The organism is Mycobacterium sp. (assembly GCF_029961025.1).
In the GTDB taxonomy this organism is placed as follows: Bacteria; Actinomycetota; Actinomycetes; order Mycobacteriales; family Mycobacteriaceae; genus Mycobacterium.
Genome location: NZ_JASBVP010000013.1, coordinates 135,154 through 157,467 on the forward strand (window position 1 = coordinate 135,154; position 22,314 = coordinate 157,467).

16 protein-coding genes and 3 pseudogenes are annotated in these 22,314 nt (G+C 67.7%); 13 read left to right on the forward strand and 6 right to left on the reverse strand.

Translation table 11 applies throughout. The annotated features are described in order from the left end of the window. On the reverse strand, nt 1-804 hold the full coding sequence (gene cmrA / locus QJR12_RS15390) for a mycolate reductase (protein WP_300583981.1): 804 nt from the start codon (nt 802-804) through the stop codon (nt 1-3). 59 nt (nt 805-863) lie between these two features. Here cmrA and QJR12_RS15395 point away from each other — a divergent pair, with 59 nt between their 5' ends. Continuing rightward, nucleotides 864-2,189 carry an MFS transporter gene (locus tag QJR12_RS15395; RefSeq protein ID WP_300583983.1) on the forward strand — a complete coding sequence of 442 codons (1,326 nt, stop codon included), beginning with the start codon at nt 864-866 and terminating at the stop codon, nt 2,187-2,189. A 28-nt stretch (nt 2,190-2,217) separates the two neighbouring features. On the opposite strand, the gene QJR12_RS15400 is transcribed toward QJR12_RS15395, so the two are convergent. Together QJR12_RS15400 and QJR12_RS15405 are read right to left on the reverse strand one after the other, a co-directional pair. Then, nucleotides 2,218-2,988 carry an MmpS family transport accessory protein gene (locus tag QJR12_RS15400; RefSeq protein ID WP_300583984.1) on the reverse strand — a complete coding sequence of 257 codons (771 nt, stop codon included), beginning with the start codon at nt 2,986-2,988 and terminating at the stop codon, nt 2,218-2,220. Between the two features lie 43 nt (nt 2,989-3,031). Continuing rightward, nucleotides 3,032-3,664: a TetR/AcrR family transcriptional regulator gene (locus tag QJR12_RS15405; protein ID WP_300583985.1), complete on the reverse strand. Its 633-nt coding sequence runs from the start codon at nt 3,662-3,664 to the stop codon at nt 3,032-3,034. Nucleotides 3,665-3,767: 103 nt separating this feature from the next. On the opposite strand from QJR12_RS15405, the gene QJR12_RS15410 reads away from it, so the two are divergent. The 8 genes from QJR12_RS15410 (at nt 3,768) to QJR12_RS15445 (ending at nt 13,501) form a co-directional block, all read left to right on the forward strand. After that, nucleotides 3,768-5,342 (forward strand): carboxyl transferase domain-containing protein, encoded by a 1,575-nt coding sequence (locus QJR12_RS15410; protein ID WP_300583987.1) that lies wholly within the window; start codon nt 3,768-3,770, stop codon nt 5,340-5,342. Nucleotides 5,343-5,350: 8 nt separating this feature from the next. Further along, nucleotides 5,351-7,426, forward strand: coding sequence for a biotin carboxylase N-terminal domain-containing protein (locus QJR12_RS15415; RefSeq protein ID WP_300583989.1), 2,076 nt, complete (start codon nt 5,351-5,353; stop codon nt 7,424-7,426). Further along, complete coding sequence (locus QJR12_RS15420) at nt 7,419-8,579, forward strand: acyl-CoA dehydrogenase family protein (RefSeq protein WP_300583991.1); 1,161 nt, start codon at nt 7,419-7,421, stop codon at nt 8,577-8,579. Before QJR12_RS15415 ends, QJR12_RS15420 begins: the two co-directional genes overlap by 8 nt. A gap of 42 nt (nt 8,580-8,621) precedes the next feature. Beyond that, on the forward strand, nt 8,622-9,134 hold the full coding sequence (locus tag QJR12_RS15425) for a MaoC family dehydratase (RefSeq protein WP_300584029.1): 513 nt from the start codon (nt 8,622-8,624) through the stop codon (nt 9,132-9,134). Next, on the forward strand, nt 9,134-9,949 hold the full coding sequence (locus tag QJR12_RS15430) for a CoA ester lyase (protein WP_300583992.1): 816 nt from the start codon (nt 9,134-9,136) through the stop codon (nt 9,947-9,949). Before QJR12_RS15425 ends, QJR12_RS15430 begins: the two co-directional genes overlap by 1 nt. Before the next feature lie 156 nt (nt 9,950-10,105). Continuing rightward, entirely contained in the window at nt 10,106-11,197 is a 1,092-nt protein-coding gene (gene pdhA, locus QJR12_RS15435; RefSeq protein ID WP_300583993.1) for a pyruvate dehydrogenase (acetyl-transferring) E1 component subunit alpha, read from the forward strand. 1 nt (nt 11,198) lies between these two features. Then, a complete protein-coding gene (gene bkdB, locus QJR12_RS15440; RefSeq protein WP_300583994.1) occupies nt 11,199-12,251 on the forward strand; it encodes a 3-methyl-2-oxobutanoate dehydrogenase subunit beta in 1,053 nt (350 codons plus the stop codon). Further along, on the forward strand, nt 12,248-13,501 hold the full coding sequence (locus tag QJR12_RS15445; RefSeq protein ID WP_300583995.1) for a dihydrolipoamide acetyltransferase family protein: 1,254 nt from the start codon (nt 12,248-12,250) through the stop codon (nt 13,499-13,501). The genes bkdB and QJR12_RS15445 overlap by 4 nt, the downstream gene beginning before the upstream one ends. A 45-nt stretch (nt 13,502-13,546) precedes the next feature. Here the strand turns inward: QJR12_RS15445 and QJR12_RS15450 are convergent, their stop codons facing one another. Further along, nucleotides 13,547-14,305 (reverse strand): enoyl-CoA hydratase, encoded by a 759-nt coding sequence (locus QJR12_RS15450; protein ID WP_300583997.1) that lies wholly within the window; start codon nt 14,303-14,305, stop codon nt 13,547-13,549. 676 nt (nt 14,306-14,981) lie between these two features. Here QJR12_RS15450 and ltrA point away from each other — a divergent pair. The 4 genes and pseudogenes from ltrA to QJR12_RS17780 all read left to right on the forward strand — a co-directional run. Beyond that, nucleotides 14,982-15,893: pseudogene (ltrA, locus tag QJR12_RS15455) on the forward strand (group II intron reverse transcriptase/maturase); the annotation flags it as partial. A gap of 208 nt (nt 15,894-16,101) precedes the next feature. Then, nucleotides 16,102-16,803 (forward strand): annotated as a pseudogene (locus tag QJR12_RS15460) (hypothetical protein); the annotation flags it as partial. Beyond that, on the forward strand, nt 16,793-17,839 hold the full coding sequence (locus QJR12_RS15465; RefSeq protein WP_300583109.1) for a tyrosine-type recombinase/integrase: 1,047 nt from the start codon (nt 16,793-16,795) through the stop codon (nt 17,837-17,839). The pseudogene QJR12_RS15460 and the gene QJR12_RS15465, both read left to right, overlap by 11 nt. Nucleotides 17,840-18,792: 953 nt before the next feature. Further along, nucleotides 18,793-19,224 (forward strand): annotated as a pseudogene (locus QJR12_RS17780) (tyrosine-type recombinase/integrase); the annotation flags it as partial. 87 nt (nt 19,225-19,311) lie between these two features. Here QJR12_RS17780 and QJR12_RS15475 read toward each other — a convergent pair. Both QJR12_RS15475 and QJR12_RS15480 read right to left on the reverse strand, forming a co-directional pair. Continuing rightward, nucleotides 19,312-21,138: a tyrosine-type recombinase/integrase gene (locus QJR12_RS15475; RefSeq protein ID WP_300584001.1), complete on the reverse strand. Its 1,827-nt coding sequence runs from the start codon at nt 21,136-21,138 to the stop codon at nt 19,312-19,314. Beyond that, nucleotides 21,135-22,274 (reverse strand): tyrosine-type recombinase/integrase, encoded by a 1,140-nt coding sequence (locus QJR12_RS15480; RefSeq protein WP_300584031.1) that lies wholly within the window; start codon nt 22,272-22,274, stop codon nt 21,135-21,137. The genes QJR12_RS15475 and QJR12_RS15480 overlap by 4 nt, the downstream gene beginning before the upstream one ends. Between the last annotated feature and the right edge of the window lie 40 nt (nt 22,275-22,314).

The window sequence follows — 22,314 nt, forward strand, 5'->3', positions numbered from 1 at the left end:
TTACCCGCCCAGCCGCTTGTAGAACCTGCCCACGATCGGTGCGACGATGGCGCGCGGCGCGTACTGGCCGACCACCGACATGGCCTTCGACGTTAGACCCGGTACGACACGCATCTTGTTGCGCGCCAACGCGTCCAGCGCCACCCGGGCGGTGTGCTCGGTGGAGATCCACAGAAAATCCGGCACCAGCTTGTCGACGAGCGAGGCCTCGTCCGGATCCGGCAGCTCGGTGCGCACCGGCCCGGGCGCCAGCAGGGTGACATGCACACCGCAGCCGCGCAGCTCCCCGCGCAACGATTCGCTGAAGGTGTTGACGAACGCCTTGGTGGCGGCGTAGGTGGCGTTGTAGGGGATCGGGGAATTGCCCGCCGCCGAACCCGAGATCAAAATCCCCCCGGCCCCTCGGCGGGTCATGCCCGGCAGCACCGCCAACACCAGATCGTGCACCGCGACGGCGTTGAGCTGCACCTGGGCCTTTTCCCCGGCCGGGTCCAGCCTCGCGACGGGGCCGAAGGTCGCGGTCCCGGCGTTGGCGCACAGGATCGAGATGGTCCGGGCGGCCAGTTCGTCAACCAGCTTCGCGCGTTCCGCGGCGTCGGTGAGATCGGCCGCCCGCACCTCGACAGTGACCCCGTAGTCCCCGGTCAGGCGGGCGGCCAGGGCGTTGAGCACCTCCTCGCGCCGCGCGGTGATGATCAGGCTGTAACCGCGCGCTGCCAGTTCGGTGGCCAATGCTGCGCCGATATTCTGCGAAGCCCCGGTGACCACGGCACGAGCGTCAGGGCTGGGGGCGGGTAGCGGCATGCGGCCATCGTAGACAAGGCCTTGCCCGGGTAAGTCACCGCGAGATTAGAGTGCCGTGCATGAGCGACCCGGCGCCGGCACCGCGAACATCCGCGCGATCCTCGGTGCTGGCGTGGGCATTGTGGGACTGCGGCGCCACCGGGCTGGCCGCCATCGTGGTGACGTTCGTGTTCTCGGTCTACCTGACCGGCAGCGTAGGCCGGGGCGCGCCCGGCGGTGCCACGCCGGCGAGCTGGCTGGGCCGGGCCCTGACCATCGCCGGGCTGACGATCGCGTTGCTGGCACCGATCATCGGCGTGTGGGTGGAGGCGCCACGGCGGCGGCGCGCGGCGTTGACCGTGCTGACCGGCTCGGCGGTGATGCTGACCGCCGCGATGAGCCTCATTCGCGACGATCCCGGCTATCTGTGGCCCGGTCTGGTGCTGCTGGCGGCGACGGCCGCCTGCGGTGACCTGGCCAGCGTCCCCTACAACGCGATGCTGCGCCAGCTTTCGACCCCGCAGACCTCCGGGCGGATCTCCGGATTCGGCTGGGCAGCGGGCTATGTGGGCAGCGTCGTTTTGCTGGTGGTCGTCTACCTGGGCTTTATCTCGGGAACCGGCGGAGTTCGCGGGCTGTTGCGGCTGCCCGTGCACGACGGGCTCAACGTCCGGGCCGCAATGCTGGCGGCCGCGGCGTGGTTTGCCGTGTTCGCGCTGCCGTTGCTGGTCACCATGCACCGGCTGCCGTCCCGTGCCGAAGCGCCCCGCCCGATGACCGCGAGCGTGCTGGGCGGCTACCGCAAGCTGTACGCCGAGATCACCGCGGAATGGCGTCGCGACCGCAATCTGGTCTATTTCCTGCTGGCCAGCGCGATTTTCCGGGACGGCCTGGCCGGGGTGTTCGCCTTCGGCGCCGTGCTCGGTGTCACCGTCTACGGCATCACCCAAGCCGAGGTGATGGAGTTCGGGGTTGGTGCCAGCGTGGTCGCCGCGGTCGGGGCGGTGCTGGGCGGACTCATCGACCACCGGGTCGGATCGAAACGGGTGATCGTGGCATCGCTGGCCGCGATCATCACGATTGGGCTCACGTTGATGACGTTGTCGGGTCCGCGGGCGTTCTGGCTGTGCGGCCTGCTGCTGTGCCTGTTCATCGGGCCTTCGCAGTCGGCGGCGCGCACTCTGCTGCTGCACATGGCGCGGCACGGCAAGGAGGGGGTGGCGTTCGGTCTGTACACCATGACGGGCCGGGCGGTGTCGTTCCTGGCGCCCTGGCTGTTCTCCGTGTTCGTCGACGCATTCGGCACCGTGCGCGCTGGCATGGGTGGGCTGTGCCTGGTGCTCGGACTCGGGCTCGTGGGAATGCTGCCCGTCCGCACCCCAGACCCCGCCGGCGCGATGGCTTAGCTTAGCTTAGCTTAGCCTTGGCCGCGGCTTAACCCGCGTTGCAGACCGTCAGCCCCACGCCGGTGTGCCGGCGGACCTGGGTCCCGGCGACGGTGACCGAGCAGGTGACGTCGTGGCCGATGTTGATGATCGTGACGCTGGCGGTGTTTTGGCTGGACAGGCTCACTTCTTTGCTCCATGGCAGCGCCACGTTGAACTCGGTCTGGCGGACACCGTCGTTGTCGACGTAGGTGATGCTGATTGCGCGGCCTTCACCGGTGACGGTGTATACGACGCTCTGCATCGGCGGGCTCCCGGTCGTCTGGGGAGGCGAGGTCGTCGGTGCCGTCGCGGTGGCCGAGGGCGACCCGGTCGTCAGCGGGGGCGAAGTGGTCGAAGTAGGGTGCGGCATCGCCGGTAACGGCGCAACGGCAGTCTGTTTTCGGGCCGAGTCGGTGGAAATCACCAGCGCGATGAGCAGTGCGACAACCAGCAGCACCGCCGCGCCGGCCAGGAGCCACAGCCAGCGCGGCGACTTCGGGCCTTGCGGCGGCGTGATCGTCTCCGGGGCGGTTTCGGCCGGCACCTGGCTCCGCCACCACTGCGGTGCCAGCCGGTCGGTGGGATCGGATTCGACCGGGCTTCGCCCCGGCGCGGAAGGATAGCCGGGCGGGTCTGCAGACCAATACGGCGGGCGGCCGACGTGGGCCGGACCGGGGTGCGGCGGAGACCACCGGCGAAACCGTTCGGTAGCCCCTTCGGTAGCCCCGGCCCGGCGCCCGACACGGCCGAAGGCCTTCGGCCGACGGCGATCGGTCATGCCCACCTCATGGCTTGCAGGGTACCCGGGCCCACGGGTGCGATCACCCGGCTCGTAACGCGGCGACAATCATCGCCCGCATGATGGCCCGGGAGCGCGTTGTCGCCGGCGCACCGTGGGCCGGTTTCATGCTGTGCGGTGTGGAGTTCAGCAACCCGAACGCTGCGTGGGCCATCAGCCGGGCGTCGGTGTCGCGAAGCTCGGGGTTGACCCGGCGCAGCGCGTCCACCCAGAGCTCCACGTACTGGCGCTGCGCTTTGCGCACCTGGCGCTGGGCCGCTGCTGGCAGGTGAGCAAGGTCGCGGTCCTGGATGCGGATGAGGTCCGGTTCGCTCAGCGCAAAATCGAGGTGGAAATCGATGAGGCCGTCCAGCGCAGCGCCCGGATCGCTCGCGTGCGCGGTCACTTCGCGGGCACCGGCGAGCAGCCGGGTGCTGATGCCGACCAGCAACTCGACCAGCAGAGACTCTTTATTGGGGAAATGCCGGTAGATGGCTGGCCCGCTGACACCGGCGGCGGCGCCGATATCTTCGAGCCGCACCGCAAGAAAGCCGCGCTCGGCGAACAGCCTCTCGGCGGCCGACAGCAGTTGCCAGCGCCGGTCGGACTTCAGTTGGCTGCGGCGGTTAGCCGCCCCGGCGGGGGGGAGGTGGTTGGCCCCGGTGGACGTTGCCATGACGGCCTCCGGTGACACTGGACATGTTGGTTAATCCTCACTAACATATCACGAGTTAGTCGCTATTAACCGGATTTGCATTGCGATCTTGGCGGGGCACCCGATGAGCACAGCGGCGGCCAACCGCGACGCGCACCTGGCGTTGGTGGCGCAGCTGCGTGACAAGTTGGCCACGGCAGCGTTGGGCGGCCCGGAACGCGCCCGCGCGCGTCACGTCGGCCGCGGCAAACTGCTGCCCCGCGACCGGGTCGACGGCCTGCTCGATCCGGGCAGCCCGTTTCTGGAAATCGCCCCGCTGGCCGCCGACGGCATGTATGACGATGAATGCCCGGCTGCGGGCATCATCACCGGGATCGGCAGGATTTCCGGCCGCGAGTGCATGATCGTGGCCAACGACGCCACCGTCAAGGGCGGCACCTACTACCCGATCACCGTCAAAAAGCACCTGCGGGCCCAGGAGATCGCCGGGCAAAACCGGTTGCCCTGCATCTACCTGGTCGACTCCGGCGGCGCGTTCCTGCCCCGCCAGGACGAGGTGTTTCCCGACCGGGATCACTTCGGCCGGATCTTCTACAACCAGGCCAAGCTCAGCGCGGAGGGCGTCCCGCAGATTGCGGCCGTGCTCGGGTCGTGCACGGCCGGGGGCGCCTACGTCCCGGCGATGAGCGATGAAGCGGTGATCGTGCGTAACCAGGGCACCATTTTCCTGGGGGGACCGCCGCTGGTGAAGGCCGCCACCGGCGAGGTGGTCAGCGCCGAGGAACTCGGCGGCGGGGACCTGCATTCCCGGATCTCCGGGGTCACCGATCACCTCGCCCACGACGACCGTGACGCGCTGCGCATCATCCGGCGGATCGTTTCCACGCTGGGTCCCCGCGGGTCACCGGCGTGGGAGGTGCTGCCGACCGTGGAGCCGGTCGCCGACCAGACCGAGCTCTACGATGTGGTACCGGTCGATGTGCGGATTCCCTACGACGTGCACGAGGTCATCACCCGCCTGGTCGACGGCGGCGCGTTCGCCGAGTTCAAAGCGGAATATGGCAGCACGCTGGTCACCGGCTTCGCCCGCATTCACGGACACCCGGTGGGTATCGTCGCCAACAACGGCGTGCTGTTTTCCGAATCGGCTTTGAAAGGAACGCATTTCATCGAATTGTGTGACAAGCGTATGGTGCCGCTGCTGTTCCTGCAGAACATCTCCGGCTTCATGGTGGGCCGGGACTACGAGGCGGGCGGCATCGCCAAACACGGCGCCAAGATGGTGACCGCGGTGGCCTGTGCGCGGGTGCCCAAGCTGACGGTGATCATCGGCGGCTCCTACGGCGCGGGCAACTACTCGATGTGCGGGCGGGCGTATTCGCCGCGGTTCCTGTGGATGTGGCCCAACGCCAGGATCTCGGTGATGGGTGGCGAGCAGGCCGCGTCGGTGCTGGCGACGGTGCGTGCCGAAGCCCTGGAAAGCTCGGGCATCACCTGGTCCGAGCGCGAGCAAGAGGAGTTCAAGGCACCCATCCGTGCCCAATACGAGCATCAGGGCAATCCGTACTATTCGACGGCCCGGCTGTGGGATGACGGCGTGATCGACCCGGCGGATACCAGAACTGTTGTGGGTCTTGCGCTTTCCATTACGGCAAACGCACCGGTCGAACCGGTCTCCTACGGTGTCTTTCGGATGTGAGGGCCGCGATGGCTGCAGGGATTTTCGACACCGTGCTAATCGCCAACCGGGGTGAGATCGCCGTCCGGGTGATCCGGACGCTGAAAAGGATGGGGATCCGGTCGGTGGCGGTCTACAGCGAGGCCGACGCGGCGGCCCGTCATGTCGCCGAGGCCGACCTGGCGGTGGCGATCGGCCCGGCACCCGCCCGGGAGAGCTACCTCAACATCGCCGCGGTCGTCGACGCGGCCGTGCGCACCGGGGCGCAGGCGGTACACCCCGGGTATGGCTTCCTGGCCGAGAACGCCGATTTCGCCGCGGCGCTGGCATCCGCCGGGGTGACGTTCATCGGACCGCCGGTGGCCGCGATCCGCACGATGGGCGACAAGATCCTCGCCAAAAACACCGTCTCGGCGTTCGGTGTTCCGGTGATCCCCGGCATCGCGCGGCCGGGTTTGACCGACGCCGACCTGGCCGCCGCCGCCGACGAGGTCGGTTTCCCGGTGTTGATCAAGCCGTCCGCCGGCGGCGGGGGTAAAGGTATGCGCCTGGTGGAACGCCGGACCGAGTTAGCCGACGCCCTGGCCGGGGCCCGTCGGGAGGCCGCCGCCGCGTTCGGCGACGACACCCTGTTCCTGGAGCGGTTCGTGCGCCGCCCCAGGCATATCGAGGTCCAGGTGCTGGCCGATTCCTATGGCAACGTGATCCACCTCGGCGAGCGGGAGTGCAGCCTGCAGCGGCGCCACCAGAAGGTCATCGAGGAGGCGCCGTCACCGCTGCTGGACGCCGCGGGCCGCGCGCGCATCGGTGCCGCGGCCTGTGACACGGCGCGCAGCGTGGACTACGTCGGTGCCGGCACGGTGGAGTTCATCGTCGCCGCGGACCACCCGGAGGAGTTCTTCTTCATGGAGATGAACACCCGCCTGCAGGTGGAGCACCCGGTCACCGAGATGGTGACCGGGTGGGATCTCGTCGAGTGGCAGATCCGGATCGCGGCGGGGGAGAAGCTGACACCGGGTGATGTCGCGCTGCGCGGACACGCGATCGAGGCGCGGATCTACGCCGAAGATCCCGCCCGCGGTTTCCTGCCCACCGGCGGTGAGGTGCTCGCGGTGGTGGAGCCGAAAGGCTCTGGGGTGCGGGTGGACTCGGGCTTGTCCGCCGGGATGGTGGTCGGCAGCGACTACGACCCGATGCTGGCCAAGGTGATCGTGCACGGCGCGGATCGGCCGGCCGCGCTGCGGGCACTCGATAAGGCGCTGGCAGACACCGCGGTGCTCGGCGTCGTCACCAACGTCGAGTTCGCCCGCTTCCTGCTCGCCGACCCGGAGGTCGTCGCCGGCCGGCTGGACACCGGACTGCTGGATCGCAAAGCCAACGGATTTGTGGCGGCGCCGCCGAGCGATGAGCAGTTCATCGCCGCGGCCGCCTACCGGTGGTTGCGGCTCTGGCCGGCGGCGGGCGCCGATCTCTGGGAGGTGCCCTCGGGGTGGCGGCTGGGCGCTGCGGCGCCGGTGAGCATCCGGTTGCGCGCCGGTGACCGCACCGAGCATGTCCGCATCACCGGCACCCCCTCGGGTGCGGTGGCACGTGTTGAAGACGGCGAAGCCCATTCGCTGCGCGCGCATCTCGCCGGTCGGCGGTTGGTGATGACGCTAGACGGGCTGCGCGCCGAATACACCGTCGCCGCGGCCGACGGTCGAATCTGGCTGGCCGGCCGCGGCGCGACCGCGGTGCTCGAAGAGGTGCGCGAGGCGCCGGTGCGCCCGGACGACGAGCACAGCGGCGACGCCGAGTTGACCAGCCCGATGCCCGGAAGCGTTGTCGCGATCGGTGTCGAAAACGGTGGCCGGGTTCGAGCCGGCACGGTCGTCGTCACGGTGGAGGCGATGAAGATGGAACACCCGCTGGTCGCCCCGGTCGACGGCGTGGTCGACCTGCTGGTTGCCGTCGGCGAGCAGGTGAGACTGGGTCAACCGGTGGCCCGCATCACCGTGGACACCGGCCGGAATGCACCGGAGATGGCTTCCCATGGCCCGCAGGGTGACGAGGCCAAGCCCGGCGATGCGCACGAAGCGACGAAAAGGAGCGGCTGGCATGACTGATTTTCTGGCGACCGGGGCGCTGCCCGACGAGTATCGGCAGCTGGCCAAGACGGTGCGGGATTTCGCGCAGAGCGTGGTGGCGCCGGTCGCCGCCCGTCACGACGCCGAGCACTCGTTTCCCTATGAAGTGGTGGCGGGCATGGCCGAGATGGGACTGTTCGGTCTGCCTTTTCCCGAGGAATGGGGCGGGATGGGCGGGGATTACTTCGCGTTGTGTCTGGCCTTGGAGGAACTGGGCAAGGTAGACCAGAGTGTTGCCGTCACCCTGGAGGCCGCGGTGTCTTTGGGCGCCATGCCGGTTTACCGGTTCGGCACCGAGGCTCAGAAGCGGGAATGGCTGCCGCAGTTGACTAGTGGCCGCGCGCTGGGCGCATTCGGGTTGACCGAGCCCGGAGGCGGCTCCGACGCGGGGGCCACCAAGACCACCGCGCGCCTGGAGGATGGGCACTGGGTGATCAACGGGTCCAAGCAGTTCATCACCAACTCGGGTACCGATATCACCAAACTGGTTACGGTCACCGCGGTTACCGGCGAGCACGCGGGGAAGAAAGAGATCTCCGCGATCCTGGTTCCGGTGCCCACCGCCGGTTTCACCGTGGAACCGGCCTATGACAAGGTGGGCTGGCGCGCCTCGGACACCCATCCGCTGAGCTTCGTCGATGTGCGGGTCCCCGAGGAAAACCTGCTCGGCGAACGCGGTCGCGGATACGCCAACTTCTTGCGCATCCTCGACGAGGGCCGCATCGCGCTGGCCGCGTTGTCCACCGGCGCGGCCCAGGGCTGTGTCGATGAAAGCGTCAAGTATGCCGGTGAGCGTGAGGCTTTCGGTCAGCCGATCGGGCGCTATCAGCACATCGAGTTCACCATCGCCCGGATGGAGGCCCGCGCCCACGCCGCCCGCGCCGCGTACTATGACGCCGCGGCGTTGATGCTGGCCGGTAAGCCGTTCAAAAAGCAGGCGGCGATCGCCAAGCTGGTGGCCAGCGAGGCTGCGATGGACAACGCCCGTGATGCCACGCAGATTCACGGCGGCTACGGGTTTATCAACGAGTTCCCGGTCGCCCGCCATTACCGGGACAGCAAAATCCTGGAGATCGGCGAGGGCACCACCGAAGTGCAGCTGATGCTGATCGCCCGTGAGCTCGGGCTGTGAAATCGAGTGAGCGGAACGAACGCAGTGAGTGACGGGAACGAGATGAACCATCGGACCGGCGAATCGAGTGAGCGCGTCGTCGTCCAGCGCGGACTGTGGTTCGAGGAATTCCAGACCGGGGTGCGCTATCTGCATCGTCCCGGGCGCACCATCACCGAGGCCGACAATGTGCTCTTCACGACGCTGACGATGAACACTCAGGCGCTGCACCTGGACGCCGCGTTCGCCGAGGCCTTGGCGCCATTTCATCAACGCCTGGTCAACTCGATGTTCACGCTGTCGACACTCGTCGGTTTGTCGGTGGCCCAGCTGACTCAGGGCACCATCGTGGCCAATCTGGGGTTCTCCGAGATCGCCTTTCCCAAACCGCTATTCCACGGGGACACCCTGTACGCGGAGACACTGGTCACCGAGAAGAGAGAGTCCAAAAGCCGCCCCGGTGAGGGCATCGTGACGTTCGCGCACACCGGGCGTAATCAGCACGGCGACATTGTGGCCACTGCCACCCGCAAGACACTGGTGCGCATGCGCCCGACCGAGCGGGACCGCGGCTGATGGGGTTACAGAACTCGGGGCCGGCGTGGCTGTTCTGCCCGGCAGATCGCCCCGAGCGCTTCGAAAAAGCCTCTGCCGCAGCTGATGTCGTTATCCTTGACCTCGAAGACGGGGTTGCCGCCGCCGAAAAGGACGTCGCCCGCGAGGCGCTGGTCCGGGTTCCCCTCGACCCGGCGCGCACGGTGGTGCGAATCAACCCGTTCGGCACCGCCGATCAGCGGCTGGACCTGGCCGCTTTGGCGAGCACCCGGTATGACACCGTCATGCTGCCCAAATGTGAAGCGGCCCATCAGGTTAGCGCATTGGACCCGCTGAATGTGGTGGTCCTGGTGGAGTCACCGATGGGCGCGCTGACCATCACCGAGAGCGCCGGTGCCGCCAATACCGTTGCCGTGATGTGGGGGGCGGAGGATCTCTTCGCCGTGTTGGGCGGCACGGCCAACCGCTACCCGGACGGCAGTTATCGTGACGTGGCTCGTTACGTGCGTTCGCAGTCGTTGCTGGCGGCCAAAGCACACGGTCGTTTGGCCCTGGATTCGGTCTTTCTCGACATCGGGGATCGTGACGGGCTGCGCGCCGAGGTCGACGACGCCGTGGCGGTCGGCTTCGACGCGAAAGTTGCTATCCATCCCAGCCAGGTGCCGATTATCCGCGCAGCTTACGTGCCCTCGCCCGACCAGGTTCAGTGGGCGCGACACGTGCTTGCCGCGGCCTCCGAACAGCGCGGGGTCTTCGCATTTGAAGGCATAATGGTAGATGCGCCAGTGTTGCGGCGGGCCGAGCGGATCATGCGGCTGGCGGCCGGCTCCGGCTGATAGCGGTCCCGGTTCGGGGCGTGCCGGGATCGTCGTAGCAGTCGCGCGTGAGGCGAAGGTGGTGCGCAACGTGACGCGCCGGCGACACGTCTTCGGAAAGGACGATATCCACTGACGGCGTGACCTTCGCCGTGGCGCGAAACAGAAGGAGGCGGTATGGCTGGCAGCACCCCGGTGCCGGTTACCGTCGACCTGGAGCCGGTGCAACTCGTGAGTCCGGACGGGTCCCCGACGGCAGAGGACCGTTACAGCCGTGACCTTCCCGCGGAGACCCTGTGCTGGATCTACGAGATGATGGTGGTCACCAGCGAGCTGGACGCGGAGCTGATCAACCTGCAGCGTCAGGGGGAGCTGGCGCTCTACACGCCGTGCCGCGGTCAGGAGGCCGCGCAAGTGGGGGCCGCGGCCTGCCTGCGCGAAACCGACTGGTTATTTCCCCAATACCGCGAACTGGGGGTCTTTCTGGTGCGCGGCATCCCGCCCGCGCACGTGGCGGCCGCGTGGCGCGGAACCTGGCATGGCGGCCTGGAATTCACCAAGAAGTGCTGCGCCCCGATGTCGGTACCGGTCGGCACGCACACCTTGCACGCCGTCGGGGCGGCGATGGCCGCCCAGCGCCTGGGCGAGGACTCGGTGACGGTGGCCTTCCTGGGTGACGGTGCCACCAGTGAGGGTGACGTGCATGAGGCGCTGAACTTCGCGGGGGTGTTCACCACACCCTGCGTGTTCTACGTTCAGAACAATCAGTGGGCGATCTCGGTGCCGGTGCGCAAGCAGACCGCCGCCGCGTCCATTGCCCACAAGGCGATCGGGTACGGCATGCCGGGCATCCGGGTGGACGGCAACGACCCGCTGGCGTGCTATGCGGTGATGGCCGAAGCCGCGGCCCGGGCCAGGGCCGGCGGCGGGCCCACGCTGATCGAGGCGGTCACCTACCGGCTCGGCCCGCACACCACGTCCGATGATCCGACCCGCTACCGAACGCAAGACGAAGTGAACCGTTGGCTCGCACTGGACCCGATTCCGCGGTACCGGGCCTACCTGCAGGGGGTGGGACTGTGGTCGCAGCGGCTTGAGGACCGGGTCACCGCTCGGTCGACGCGGATGCGGGCCGAATTGCGCGAGGCGGTGGTGGGGGCCCCCGACATCGACATCGACGAGGTGTTCACCACGGTGTATGCGGAGATCACCCCTGGATTGGAAGCACAGCGCCGGCGGCTGCGCGCAGAGTTGGGCAGGAAGGGATGAGATGACCCAGATCGCCGACCCCCCGTCGGCTTCGACTACGGCCGCGGTCCTGGGACTGCCCGGCTCGCAGCAAGCGCAGCCGCTGACCATGGTGCAGGCGCTCAACCGGGCGCTGCACGACGCGATGGCCGCTGACGAGCGGGTGCTGGTGTTCGGCGAGGACGTCTCCGCCCAGGGCGGCGTGTTCCGGGTGACCGAGGGACTGGCCGAGACCTTCGGCGAGGACCGGTGTTTCGACACCCCGCTGGCGGAGTCCGCGGTGATCGGGATCGCGATCGGCCTGGCGTTGCGCGGCTTTGTGCCGGTTCCGGAGATCCAGTTCGACGGGTTCACCTACCCGGCATTCGATCAGGTGGTCAGCCACTTGGCGAAGTACCGCACCCGGACCCGCGGTGAGGTGGATATGGCGGTGACCGTGCGGATACCGTCGTTCGGCGGCATCGGTGCGGCCGAACATCATTCGGATTCCACCGAGACATACTGGGCGCACACCGCCGGCCTCAAGGTGGTCGTCCCGTCGACGCCCTCGGACGGCTACTGGCTGTTGCGGCACTCGATCAACTGTCGCGACCCGGTGATGTACCTAGAGCCCAAGCGGCGCTACTGGGGCCGCGGCGTCGTGGACACCGGCCGGCCGGAACCACCCATCGGCAGGGCCGTGGTGCGCCGGGCCGGCACCGACGTCACCGTGCTCACCTACGGCGCGCTGGTCGCCACCGCTTTGTCTGCCGCGGAAACAGCTGAGCGGCAACAAGGCTGGAGCCTGGAAGTCATCGACCTGCGCTCACTGGTCCCGCTGGACTTCGACACCGTCGCCGAGTCGATCCGGCGCACCGGGCGGTGCGTGGTGCTGCACGAGGGGCCCCGCAGCCTGGGCTACGGCGCCGGGCTGGCCGCTCGCATCCAGGAGGAGATGTTCTACGAGCTGGAGGCGCCGGTGTTGCGCGCCTGTGGATTTGACACTCCCTACCCGCCGGCGCGGCTGGAACGATTGTGGCTGCCGGGCCCAGACCGGCTGTTGGACTGTGTCGAGCGGGCACTGGAGATGCCATGAGCCCGGCCGGCGACGACGAGCGTGTCAAGTCGTTTTTGGTTCCTGACCTCGGCGAAGGGCTCGAAGAGGTTACGGTGGTGCGCTGGAACGTGGCCGTGGGCGACCAGGTCGAGCTCAACCAAATCCTGTGCTCGGTGGAGACCGCTAAGGCCGAGGTCGAAATTCCCAGCCCGTACGCCGGGCGGATCGTCGAGATCCGCGGCGCGGAAGGCGAGGTCCTCGAGGTCGGCTCGCTGTTGGCGCGGATCGACACCCGGGTGGACGCACCGGCTCCGGCACGGAGCCGCCCACCCGAGACGGCAGCGCCCAACGGTGAATCCTCCGCGCGCAGGCCGGTACTCGTGGGATACGGGCCGGACGACGTGTCCGAGGCCGGCAGCGGGCCGGCCGAACGCGCACCTAAAGGTTCGGGGCGCCCCAAAGCCAAGCCGGCCGTGCGCAAACTGGCCGCCGAGCTGCTCGTCGACCTCAACACCGTCCCGCCCGGCCCGGATGGCCTGATCACCCGCGAGGCGGTATTGGCGGCGGCCGGGGCCAGAGCCACCCGTTACGACGTGGTGCCGGTGCACGGGGTCCAGGCCCGGATGGCGCAACGGATGACGCTGTCGCGCACCAAGATTCCAGACGCCCACGCCAGCGTAGTGGTCGAATGCACAAACCTGCTGCGGCTGCGTGACCGGCTGCGCGCGGCCGTCCCCGACGGGGAGAAGCTGATCACCGCCTTCGTGCTCACCTTGCGGCTGCTGGTCATCGCCCTGACCCACCACAAGATCTTCAACGCCACCTGGGTGGACGGTGCCGATGGCCCGCAAGTGCGCCGCCACCGCGCGGTGCATCTCGGGTTCGGTGTCGCCACCACCCGCGGCCTGCTGGTGCCCGTGGTCGCCGACGCCCAAGACAAGAGCACCCGCCAACTCGCCGAATGCGTCGCGCGGCTGATCCGCGAAGCCCGCGCGGGCACCCTGACACCGGCGGAGCTGGAAGGGTCGACGTTCACGGTGTCCAATTTCGGTGCGCTTGGGCTCGATGAGGGTGTGCCGGTGATCAACTATCCGCAGGCGGCGATCCTGGGCATGGGGTCGCTCAAGCCCCGGCCGATGGTCATCGACGACATCGTCGTCAGCCGACCGCAGATGACCCTGACATGCGCGTTCGACCATCGAATCGCCGACGGCGCTCAGGTCGCCCAATTCCTCGGTGAGCTTCGCCAACTCATCGAGTCACCGGAGCTCGCGTTGCTGGACCTGTAACGGGTGCCCGCAGGTGACCTCGGCAGCCGGCAGGCCGGTCCGCGGTCACCGGCGCCGGGCCGCGGCCAACCGGGCGGCGAACTCCGGTGATCGGATCGAGTTCACCTGGGGGCCGAGTTCGATGCGTTTGGCGAGTTCGTGCAGTTCGGTGTCGACCGACCCCGGGTTGACGGTGGCGCGCATCGTGGCCTTGGTCGCAAGCACGACCTCCCGCGGCGCGGCCGCGGCTCCGGCGGCCAACTCCAGCGCCGCGGCGACCGGGTCGTCAGCAACGCTCAGGGCCAAACCGTGCCGCACGGCGGATTCGGCGTCCAAGCACATCCCGAACAACAGCGCCGCGCGCGCGACCTGCGGCCCCACCGCCCGCTGCATCATCCACGTCGCGCCCCCGCCGGGATGCAGCCCCAACTTCAGGAAGCGGGCATCGAACACCGCGCCGGCTCCGGCGATGCGCACATCGGCGGCCAGTGCCAGGTTGAGCCCGGCGCCGACGGCCGGGCCGTTGACCGCGGCGATGGTCGGCAGCGTGCACTCGGCGACGGCCATGAATCCGTCGTAGATCCGCAGCAGGGCGGGCTCGTCAGCGTCGCGCAGGGCGGTGAGGTCAGCACCCGCGCAGAACGCCTTGCCCGCGCCGGTGACCACAACGGCGTGCACGTCGGCATCCGCTTGCGCCTGCGTCACCGCCGCGCGCAGCTGGGCCGACATCGCGGCGGTGACGGCGTTGCGCCGATCGGGGTCGTTGACGGTGATGAGCGCGACGCGATGATCGATGCTCAACAGCACGGGATCGGATCGGCCCATCTGGAACCTCCGCAGTCGGGTGTGTTGCCGGCGTCGGCCCGTGAGTCGATGGCCACGCACCTCGCCGACATCACAGACGGAAATCTCCCCGGCGTAGTCAGACTAACCCGAAGTTGCGCGCGCCCAGCGCGTTAGGAGGTGATGGTCCAGAGATCATGACCTGATGGGAAGCTCGTTGTCGCCTGCCGGTGAAAGTCCGGTCCGGGTAATTGCCAGGAAGCCCGGTAGCAGGCTGGCGGCTCGGCCTGGAAACGGGTCGGGTCGAAGCCCAGCGTCAAAAGCCACGGTGGTGGGAGCAACTGAGCGGTCCGTAGCGTGAAGCGAAGCCTGCCGCGTCGTTAGGGGATAAGACAGTGCCGAGCCGCGGTAATCACGGCGAAGGCCATGGAAGCGGTGAAGATCCTGGATGTGCAGCCGTGAGGGACTGTCCGGCGTACGGGGCTCGGAACGTTCAGAAGGTGGCGACGGGAACTGGGGAGGCCCTCCCCGGCCGGAACCGATCGCGGTGTCGGTGGAAGAGCCCTGCCCTATAACCGGTGAGGAGCCGGGAAGTGGGTGGGGGTGCCGGGAGGGAGTCGGAGGCGGTCATAGTACCGGTCGAGCCGCGGGACAACACAACCCGCGGGGAGGAAAGGGCCGCTGCTTCGTTCACGCGCATGTTGGGAGCTGCTGACTGGTGAGTGCCGCAAATACGGCTAGGTCCACCCTGGCGGCTGTCGGAGGCGACAGAGTCAGAGCGTTGCAGCACGCGCTGTACCGGGCGGGCAAGGCCGACCCGAATCGACGGTTTCACGCGCTGCAGGACAAGGTCTACCGCGAAGACGTTCTGTGGCGGGCGTGGGTGGCGGTGCGCGCTAACAACGGCGCACCGGGCATCGACAAAACCACCTTGGCCGAAGTTGAGGAGTACGGGGTGACCCGGCTGCTCGGCGAGCTGGCCGATGAACTGCGGGGCCGAAGCTGGCGGCCGCTGCCGGCGCGGCGGGTGTTGATCCCCAAGCCGGGTAGCAGCGAATACCGGCCGTTGGCGATCGCGGCGGTTCGTGATCGTATCGTGCAGGCCGCGGTGAAGATCGTGCTCGAGCCGATCTTTGAGGCCGATTTTCTGTCGTGCAGTTTCGGGTTTCGCCCGAAGCGCTCGACGCACGATGCCCTGCAAGTTCTCGTGGACGAGGCCTGGCAGGGACGACGGTGGGTGGTCGAAGCCGATATCGCCAACTGCTTTTCGGCGATACCGCATGACAAGTTGATGCAAGCGGTCGAGGAACGCATCAGCGACCGAACCGTCCTAACACTTCTGCGGGCGATGCTGCGCGCCGGGGTGGTCGACGATGGCCAGGTTCGGCGAGAGGTCACTGGAACCCCCCAAGGGGGGCCGCTTTCGCCGCTTTTGTGCAACGTGTACCTGCACCGACTGGACCGAGTGTGGGATACCCGAGCGCATGGGGTGCTGATACGCTACTGCGATGACCTGGTGGTGATGTGCAGTACCCGGCGGCAGGCCGAGGATGCGCTGGCGCGGCTGAAGGCCGTGCTGGCGGGCCTGGGTCTAGAAGTGAAGGCGACCAAGACCCGAATCGTGCACCTCACCGAGGGCAAGGACGCCGAGTGTCAGCGGTCACGTAATTCCCCAGTTCTGAGGGGTTGTCCGTCACGGAATTCCCCACCCCGGCTGTCAGGTAATTCCTCACCCTGGGCGGCGTGTCTGCCGGCTGTGGGCCTCGCACACATGTTCGCTCTGAATCCGTCGGAGTCCGGCGGACGAAAGGGCGCTGATGGCGAGGAGAGGTATCGAGATGTTCGATCTGATCGAGCTGTACATGCATTGGCAGGCGGGCCGCTCGCAGGTGCAGTAGTGGCAGTCGCTGGGGATGGATCGCAAGACGATCCGCAAATATCTGGCGCCGGCGGAAGCGGAGGGTATCGAGCCGGGCGGAAAACCACTGACCGCCGAGCAGTGGGCAGAGCGAATCGCGCAATGGTTTCCCGGACTGGATGATCCAGGTGCCCGGGCATCGACGTGGCCGCTGATCGAGCCGCATCGGGACCGGATTAAGGGCTGGTTGGACGCCGATGTCACGGTGGCTACGATCGCGCAGCGGTTGCGCGACGACCACGAGGTCGCGGTGTCGGAGTCGTCGGTGCGGCGGTGGGTGGCAACGCATTTCGCTGAGGAGGTGGCCCGAGCGCGGGTGAGTGTGCCGCGCGGCGAGGTGGCCCCGGGCAGTAAGGCGCAGATCGACTACGGCAGGTTGGGGATGTGGCTGAACCCGGCCACCGCGCGCCGGGTCGCGGTGTGGGCGTTCGTGATGGTGCTGGCATGCTCGCGGCACTTGTTCGTGCGGCCCGTCATTCGGATGGACCAAAAAACTTGGTGCGCTTGCCATGTCGAGGCATTCGAGTTCTTCAATGGTTATGTGGGTGTTGATCCCACTGTACGAGCCGAAACGGCGCGAGAATGGGCGCAACCCGAGACGGGGAGCGCCGATGTTGTGGACACCGTGTCTGGTGCGATCATCGGGTCCGGATGGTGAGGTCCGGGCCAGTCTCGGCGATGCGCTGGTCGATGACTATCTGAGGTTCGTTGCGGCGCGGTCGCGACCGAACACGGTGCTGGCGACGGCCTACGACCTGAAGGTGTTCTTCTCGGTGGTCGGCAAGGAGCCGGCTCGGGTGTCAACGACGGATGTGATGGGGTTCCTTGTTGCGCAGCGGGCGCCGCGTCGGGGCGCCGGTGTGGTGCGACTCGAAGACGGCGAGTCGGGGTTGTCGGCGCGCACGCTTAAGCGCCGATTGGCAAGTGTGTCAGGTCTGTTCGCCTATCTATTGGCCCGTGATGATGTCGATCTGCGGCGCAATCCGGTGCCACGCGGTGTGGGCACCCGGCGCCCGCTGGCCTCGGGGGCGCGTGGGGTGCCGCTGATCCGCACGCCGCGAACGCTGCCGAAGGTGCTCTCCCCGGTCGAGGTGGACTCGCTGCTGGGGGTGCTGCGCACGCATCGCGACCGCGCCATCGTGTTGGCGATGCTGCTGGGCGGGCTGCGTCGCTGCGAGGTGCTCGGGCTGCGCATGTCGGACGTGCATGCCGGGGAGCGGCGGCTGTTCATCGCTGAGGGCAAGGGCGGTCATCAGCGGATCGTGCCGGTGGCGAACCGGTTCTTCGTGAGCCTTGCCGACTACTGCGAGCACGAACGGCCGGCCACCGACACAGAACGGGTGTTCGTGGTGCTGCGCGGGCCGACCCGAGGTCGTGCCCTATCTGCGGCCGGGATGGATCAGGTGCTCGACGGGGCGCGGCAGCGGGCGGGACTGGACCATGCGACCTGTCATCAGCTGCGTCACACTTGCCTGACCCGGCTGCGGGAGGCGGGGATGGCGGTGGAGGCGGTGCAGGCTCAGGCCGGGCACCGCTCGATCGAGTCGACCCGCGTCTATCTGCACCTGGCCAATGGGTGGCTGGCCGAGGAGTACGCCCGCGCGGTAAACGCGATCGAAGATGACATCGCCGATCAGGCCGAGGACGGTGCAAGCTGATGACCGCCTACCGACTCGTTGGCGAGGCGTTGGATCTGGTCAGCGCCTACGAGAATGACCTGTGGGACATCGGCCAGGTGCCAGAGCGAACGGTGTTATGGGGCGCTCGGTGGTTTTTGGTGCATATCGGCGAACCACGAGCTTTCGCCGAGCTGCCCTTAGAAGAGCAGCTCGCCGTCCACAACGCGGTGCATCGGTTCATCGCGTGGCTCATCGCGACTCGGCGGCTGCAACCGAGCGCGGACTACCTGGTGGTCCGCCGACCCCGGCTGGGTATCAGCTTGTCGCGGCACTGGCCGGTGTTCCATGCCCTGTTCATCAACACCGCCGCAACGCTTAAGTTTCCGATCAAGACCGCACAAGCGCAGTGGGCCGCGCTGGCCCAGATCTGCGCCTTGACCGGACTGGCGCCAGAATGGCTGACCCACGCTGACATCGACAGGGCACGCGGCCAATTACTGGCCGCCGCAGACCGTTACGGACACCACTCGCACCGCGCCTTATCCACCGCGATCTTCGGTCTGGAAGCGACCCTGTTCCACGCCGGGGTGATCGACGAACTACCCCGTAAACGAGTCCGCACCAAAGCAGACATCCGCGCTGTACAGTGGGCCGAGGTGCCCGAGCGGATGCGCGCCACAATGCGCACTTACCTCCAGCAGGTGGCGACCACGCTGCGGCCCGGGCGAGTGAAAAACATCGAGGCGACCTTGCGGGAATTTGCCGGATTCGTCGCCGAGCGAGATCCGTCCGCGCGATGCGTCGCCGACTTGGGTCGAACACACGTCGAGGCCTACAAGTGCTGGCTGGCCGGGCGGCCGGGCAAACGCGGCGCACCACTGCATCGGCACACGATCAAGGACCGACTCTGCGCGTTGCGCGGGTTCTTCATCCGGCTGCTGGAATGGGAGATCGACGACGCGCCAGCCAAAGTGCCCGTGCTGGCCTCCGATATGCCGATCCCCGACGAAACTTTGCCCCGGTTCCTCGACGACGCCGCGGCGACCAAGCTGCTGCAAGCCGCCCGAGAGGACAATGACCCGTTCGTGCGGCTCACCGTCGAGTTTCTCGCCCGAACCGGCATGCGTAAGGGCGAGTACTTGGCGCTGACCACCGACGCCGTTGTGCAGATCGGTTCGGCCTACTGGCTGCACGTGCCGCTGGGCAAGCTGCACACCGACCGATACATCCCGCTGCACCCGCAGTTGAAGGAACTGCTCGACGAGTGGCTCGCAAAGCGTCCGGAAGGGTTGCGCAGCAAGCTGATCTTCGTCGAGCAAGGCCGACCGATCCCTATCTCGCGGGTCGATTCCGCTGTCGCTAAAGCAGCCAAAACAGCTGGCATCGGCAGTGTTTCACCACACAGGCTCAGACATACCCTGGCGACCCAGGCGATCAACCGCGGCATGTCGCTAGAGGCGATCGCGGCCCTGCTCGGGCATTATGCGGGTGATCTTGTCAAGTGCGTCTTGTCAGGAGGCGGTTTGATCGAGTCGGGCGAGCAGTCCGTCGAACACTTTCTGGCGGCCGAGCTGTCCTTTCTCGGCAGCGTCGTCGCGTTGTGCCTGCAGAGTGGGCCGGAAGGCGATGGTGGTCTGAAAGAAGGTGCAGGATTCGCAGATGGATTCGAAGTGGCAGTCCAGGCCGACGGGTCGGGCGCAGTAGCCGTTACCGAGCATCCGACGGTGCATCTCGGCGCGGAGCTTTCGCATTTCGGCGCCTTCGGCGTCGGCGGGAAGTGCGCGCGGCTGATCGTAGAGGGCCTCGACCTTTTCGCTGACGGTGAAGTATTCGTCGGCGACGGTGCGATCGGCGATTCGAGCGTAAACGAGCGTCATCCGCATAGATCGGTGACCCAACAGCGCAGCCAGCGCTTCCAGCGACATACCGCGGTTGATCGCCTGGGTTGCCAAGGTATGTCTGAGACGATGGGGCGAAACACGGCCGATACCAGCCACGTTCGCGGTTTCAGCGGTGGCCCGATCGACGCGGCCCTCCCCGATGCGTTGGCCGTGCTCGACGAACAGGTAGCGGCTGCGCAGGCTGACGGGTCGGGCGGCGAGCCATTCGTCGAGGAGATCCTTGAGTTGGGGATGCAACGGAATGTAGCGGTCGTTGCGCAGTTTCCCCAGCGGCACGTGCAACCAGTACGCGGCCCCGATCTGCACCACGGAATCGACTGTGAGATCGAGGAATTCGCCCTTACGCAGGCCGGTGCGGGCCAAAAACTCCACGCACAGCCGGACAAACGGGTCGTCGGCGGCGCGTGCGGCCTGCAGCAGCTTGGTGAACGCGGCGTCGTCGAGGAAGCGGGGCAGCGGCTCGTCGCGGATCGGCAGGTCGGCGGCGAACACAAGCACGCGGGCGGGAATATCGTCGCCGTCGCATTCGGTGAGCCGGTCGAAGCAGGTGCGCAGGGTGCCGAGATGTTCGGCGAGACTGATCTTGGACAACCGGCCGCCGCGCGCCGAAGGACGGGTGGCCAGGTGCAGCTTGTAGGCCTCGATGTGTGCCCGACGCAGGTCAGCAACACAGACCACCTCGGGGGCGTTGGCGGCCAGCCAGCCGGCGAACTCCCGCAGCACGCCCTCGACACGCACCATCGTCGAGGCCCGCAGCGACAGCCGCGTCTGGGCGATGTAACCGGTCAGGGTGGCCGCCAGCCGCGGCGGAACCGCCGCCCACTGGGCGGCCCGCTCAGCCGAGCGGTTTGGGCTGGTCTTGCGGGGCGCGCTGTCGAGGACGCCGAGGTGGAACAGGGTGGTCTGCGCACCGAACAGCGCCGCGCTCAGTGCTTTGGCGCCGTGGCTGCCGGGTCGGTGACGAGTTATCGCGGCACTCAACGCTTTTCGCTGCTCATCGATCACCGGCTGGGTCAGCTGCTCGGGAGTCAGCCCGGCCAGCGCGGCCACCTTGGCCAGCGCCGACCACTGCAGGCGGGTCACGATGGGATCAAACCCGAACTCGGTGGAGGTCGCGACGAACCGTTGGTGGAACCCGCGGTGATGATGGGCGGCGACTTCGCCAAGGTAGGGCCGGCACGCCACGAGATAGTCCGGGCTGGGCCGCAGCCGTCCCGTCACGATCAGCCAACCAACCACCCGTCGATCCTTCAGCGGCAAAGCGCACTGGGTTGCCAGCGGCAACGCAGACCAGCCCGCCACACCCACGCGGGTGAAGAACGTGCGGGCCACCGAGGTCACCGGATGTCCGGCGAACATCCCGGCCGCAACCAGGTCGGCCCGATACGCCTCGACGAGCTCTTCGATGTCGGGGCGATGTGCTGGTGAGCGGTTCATGCCTCGGCCGCCTCACCGGACGCGACGACCTGCGCCTCGATCGCTTCGGCGGCCCGCAGGTACTCCCGTTCCAACCAGTCGTTGGCCAGGTGCAGGTAGATGCGGGTGGAGTCGATCAAGGCGTGGCCGGCCTGGGCTTGGATCGCCTCCAGTGCCATCCCCGCCTCCCGCAGCCGGGTGAAACAGGTGTGCCGCAGCTGATGGCACGTCGCCTGGGTCAGCCCGGCGCGAGCGCGCGCACCGTCGAGGATCTCATCCAGACCGGCGGCCGACAACGGCTCGCCACGCCGGGGTCCCTTCAACACCACGAACACCCGATCGGTCGACGTCCGCGGCCGCTCCTGATCCAGATAGTCCCCCAGCGATGCGAAGAACCGCGCCGATACCGGCACCATCCGCTGCCGACCACCCTTGCCTTCGGCCACGAACACCCGCCGCTCACCGGCGTTGACGTCGTCGAGGCGCAGGCCCAGCACCGCGCAGCGTCGCAGTCCACCCAGCAGCATCGCCTCGACCATGGCCCGGTCGCGGTGGGTGCGCAGCACCGCCCGCAGCGCGTCGACCTCGCTTGGCGCCAGCACCCGGGGCAGCGTGCGCGGGGTGCGGATCAACGCCATCCCGCCCTTCCCGCGCCGAGCACCGGGGCGGCGGGCGGCCAGGCTGGTCGGCACCGGGTTGCGGCTTACGCCGGTGTCACCGCGGGCCGCGAGGTAGGCATACAGGCCACGCACACTGGACAACCGGCGGGCGATCGTGCGCGCCGCCAGGCCCGGCTCGCCGTCCTCCAACCGCACCACCCGCTCACCCAAACGGGCAGTGCGTTGAAACGCCAAGAACGCCAACACATCTGCGGCGCTCACCTGGGTCGGTTCCTTGGCAACCACACCGAAGAAGATCTTCAAATCCGAGGCCACCGCCAGCCAAGTGTTCGTTCGGGCTCGTGCCGCAACGAAGGCCAGGTAGTCATCCAGCAGCGGATGCCCCAGGGTGATCGCGGCCAACTCCGCCCCACGATGGTGACGGACCAGGCACGGCATGAACACGGCAACCTCCCGCCGCCAGCATCCGCGCCCACCCCGCTGGATCACGGCAGACACGCCGAAGATCACCCGCATATCAAACATCGCTCGTTGCATATGACGCTCGTTTAGGCCAAGATCGCCGATCGCACCGTCG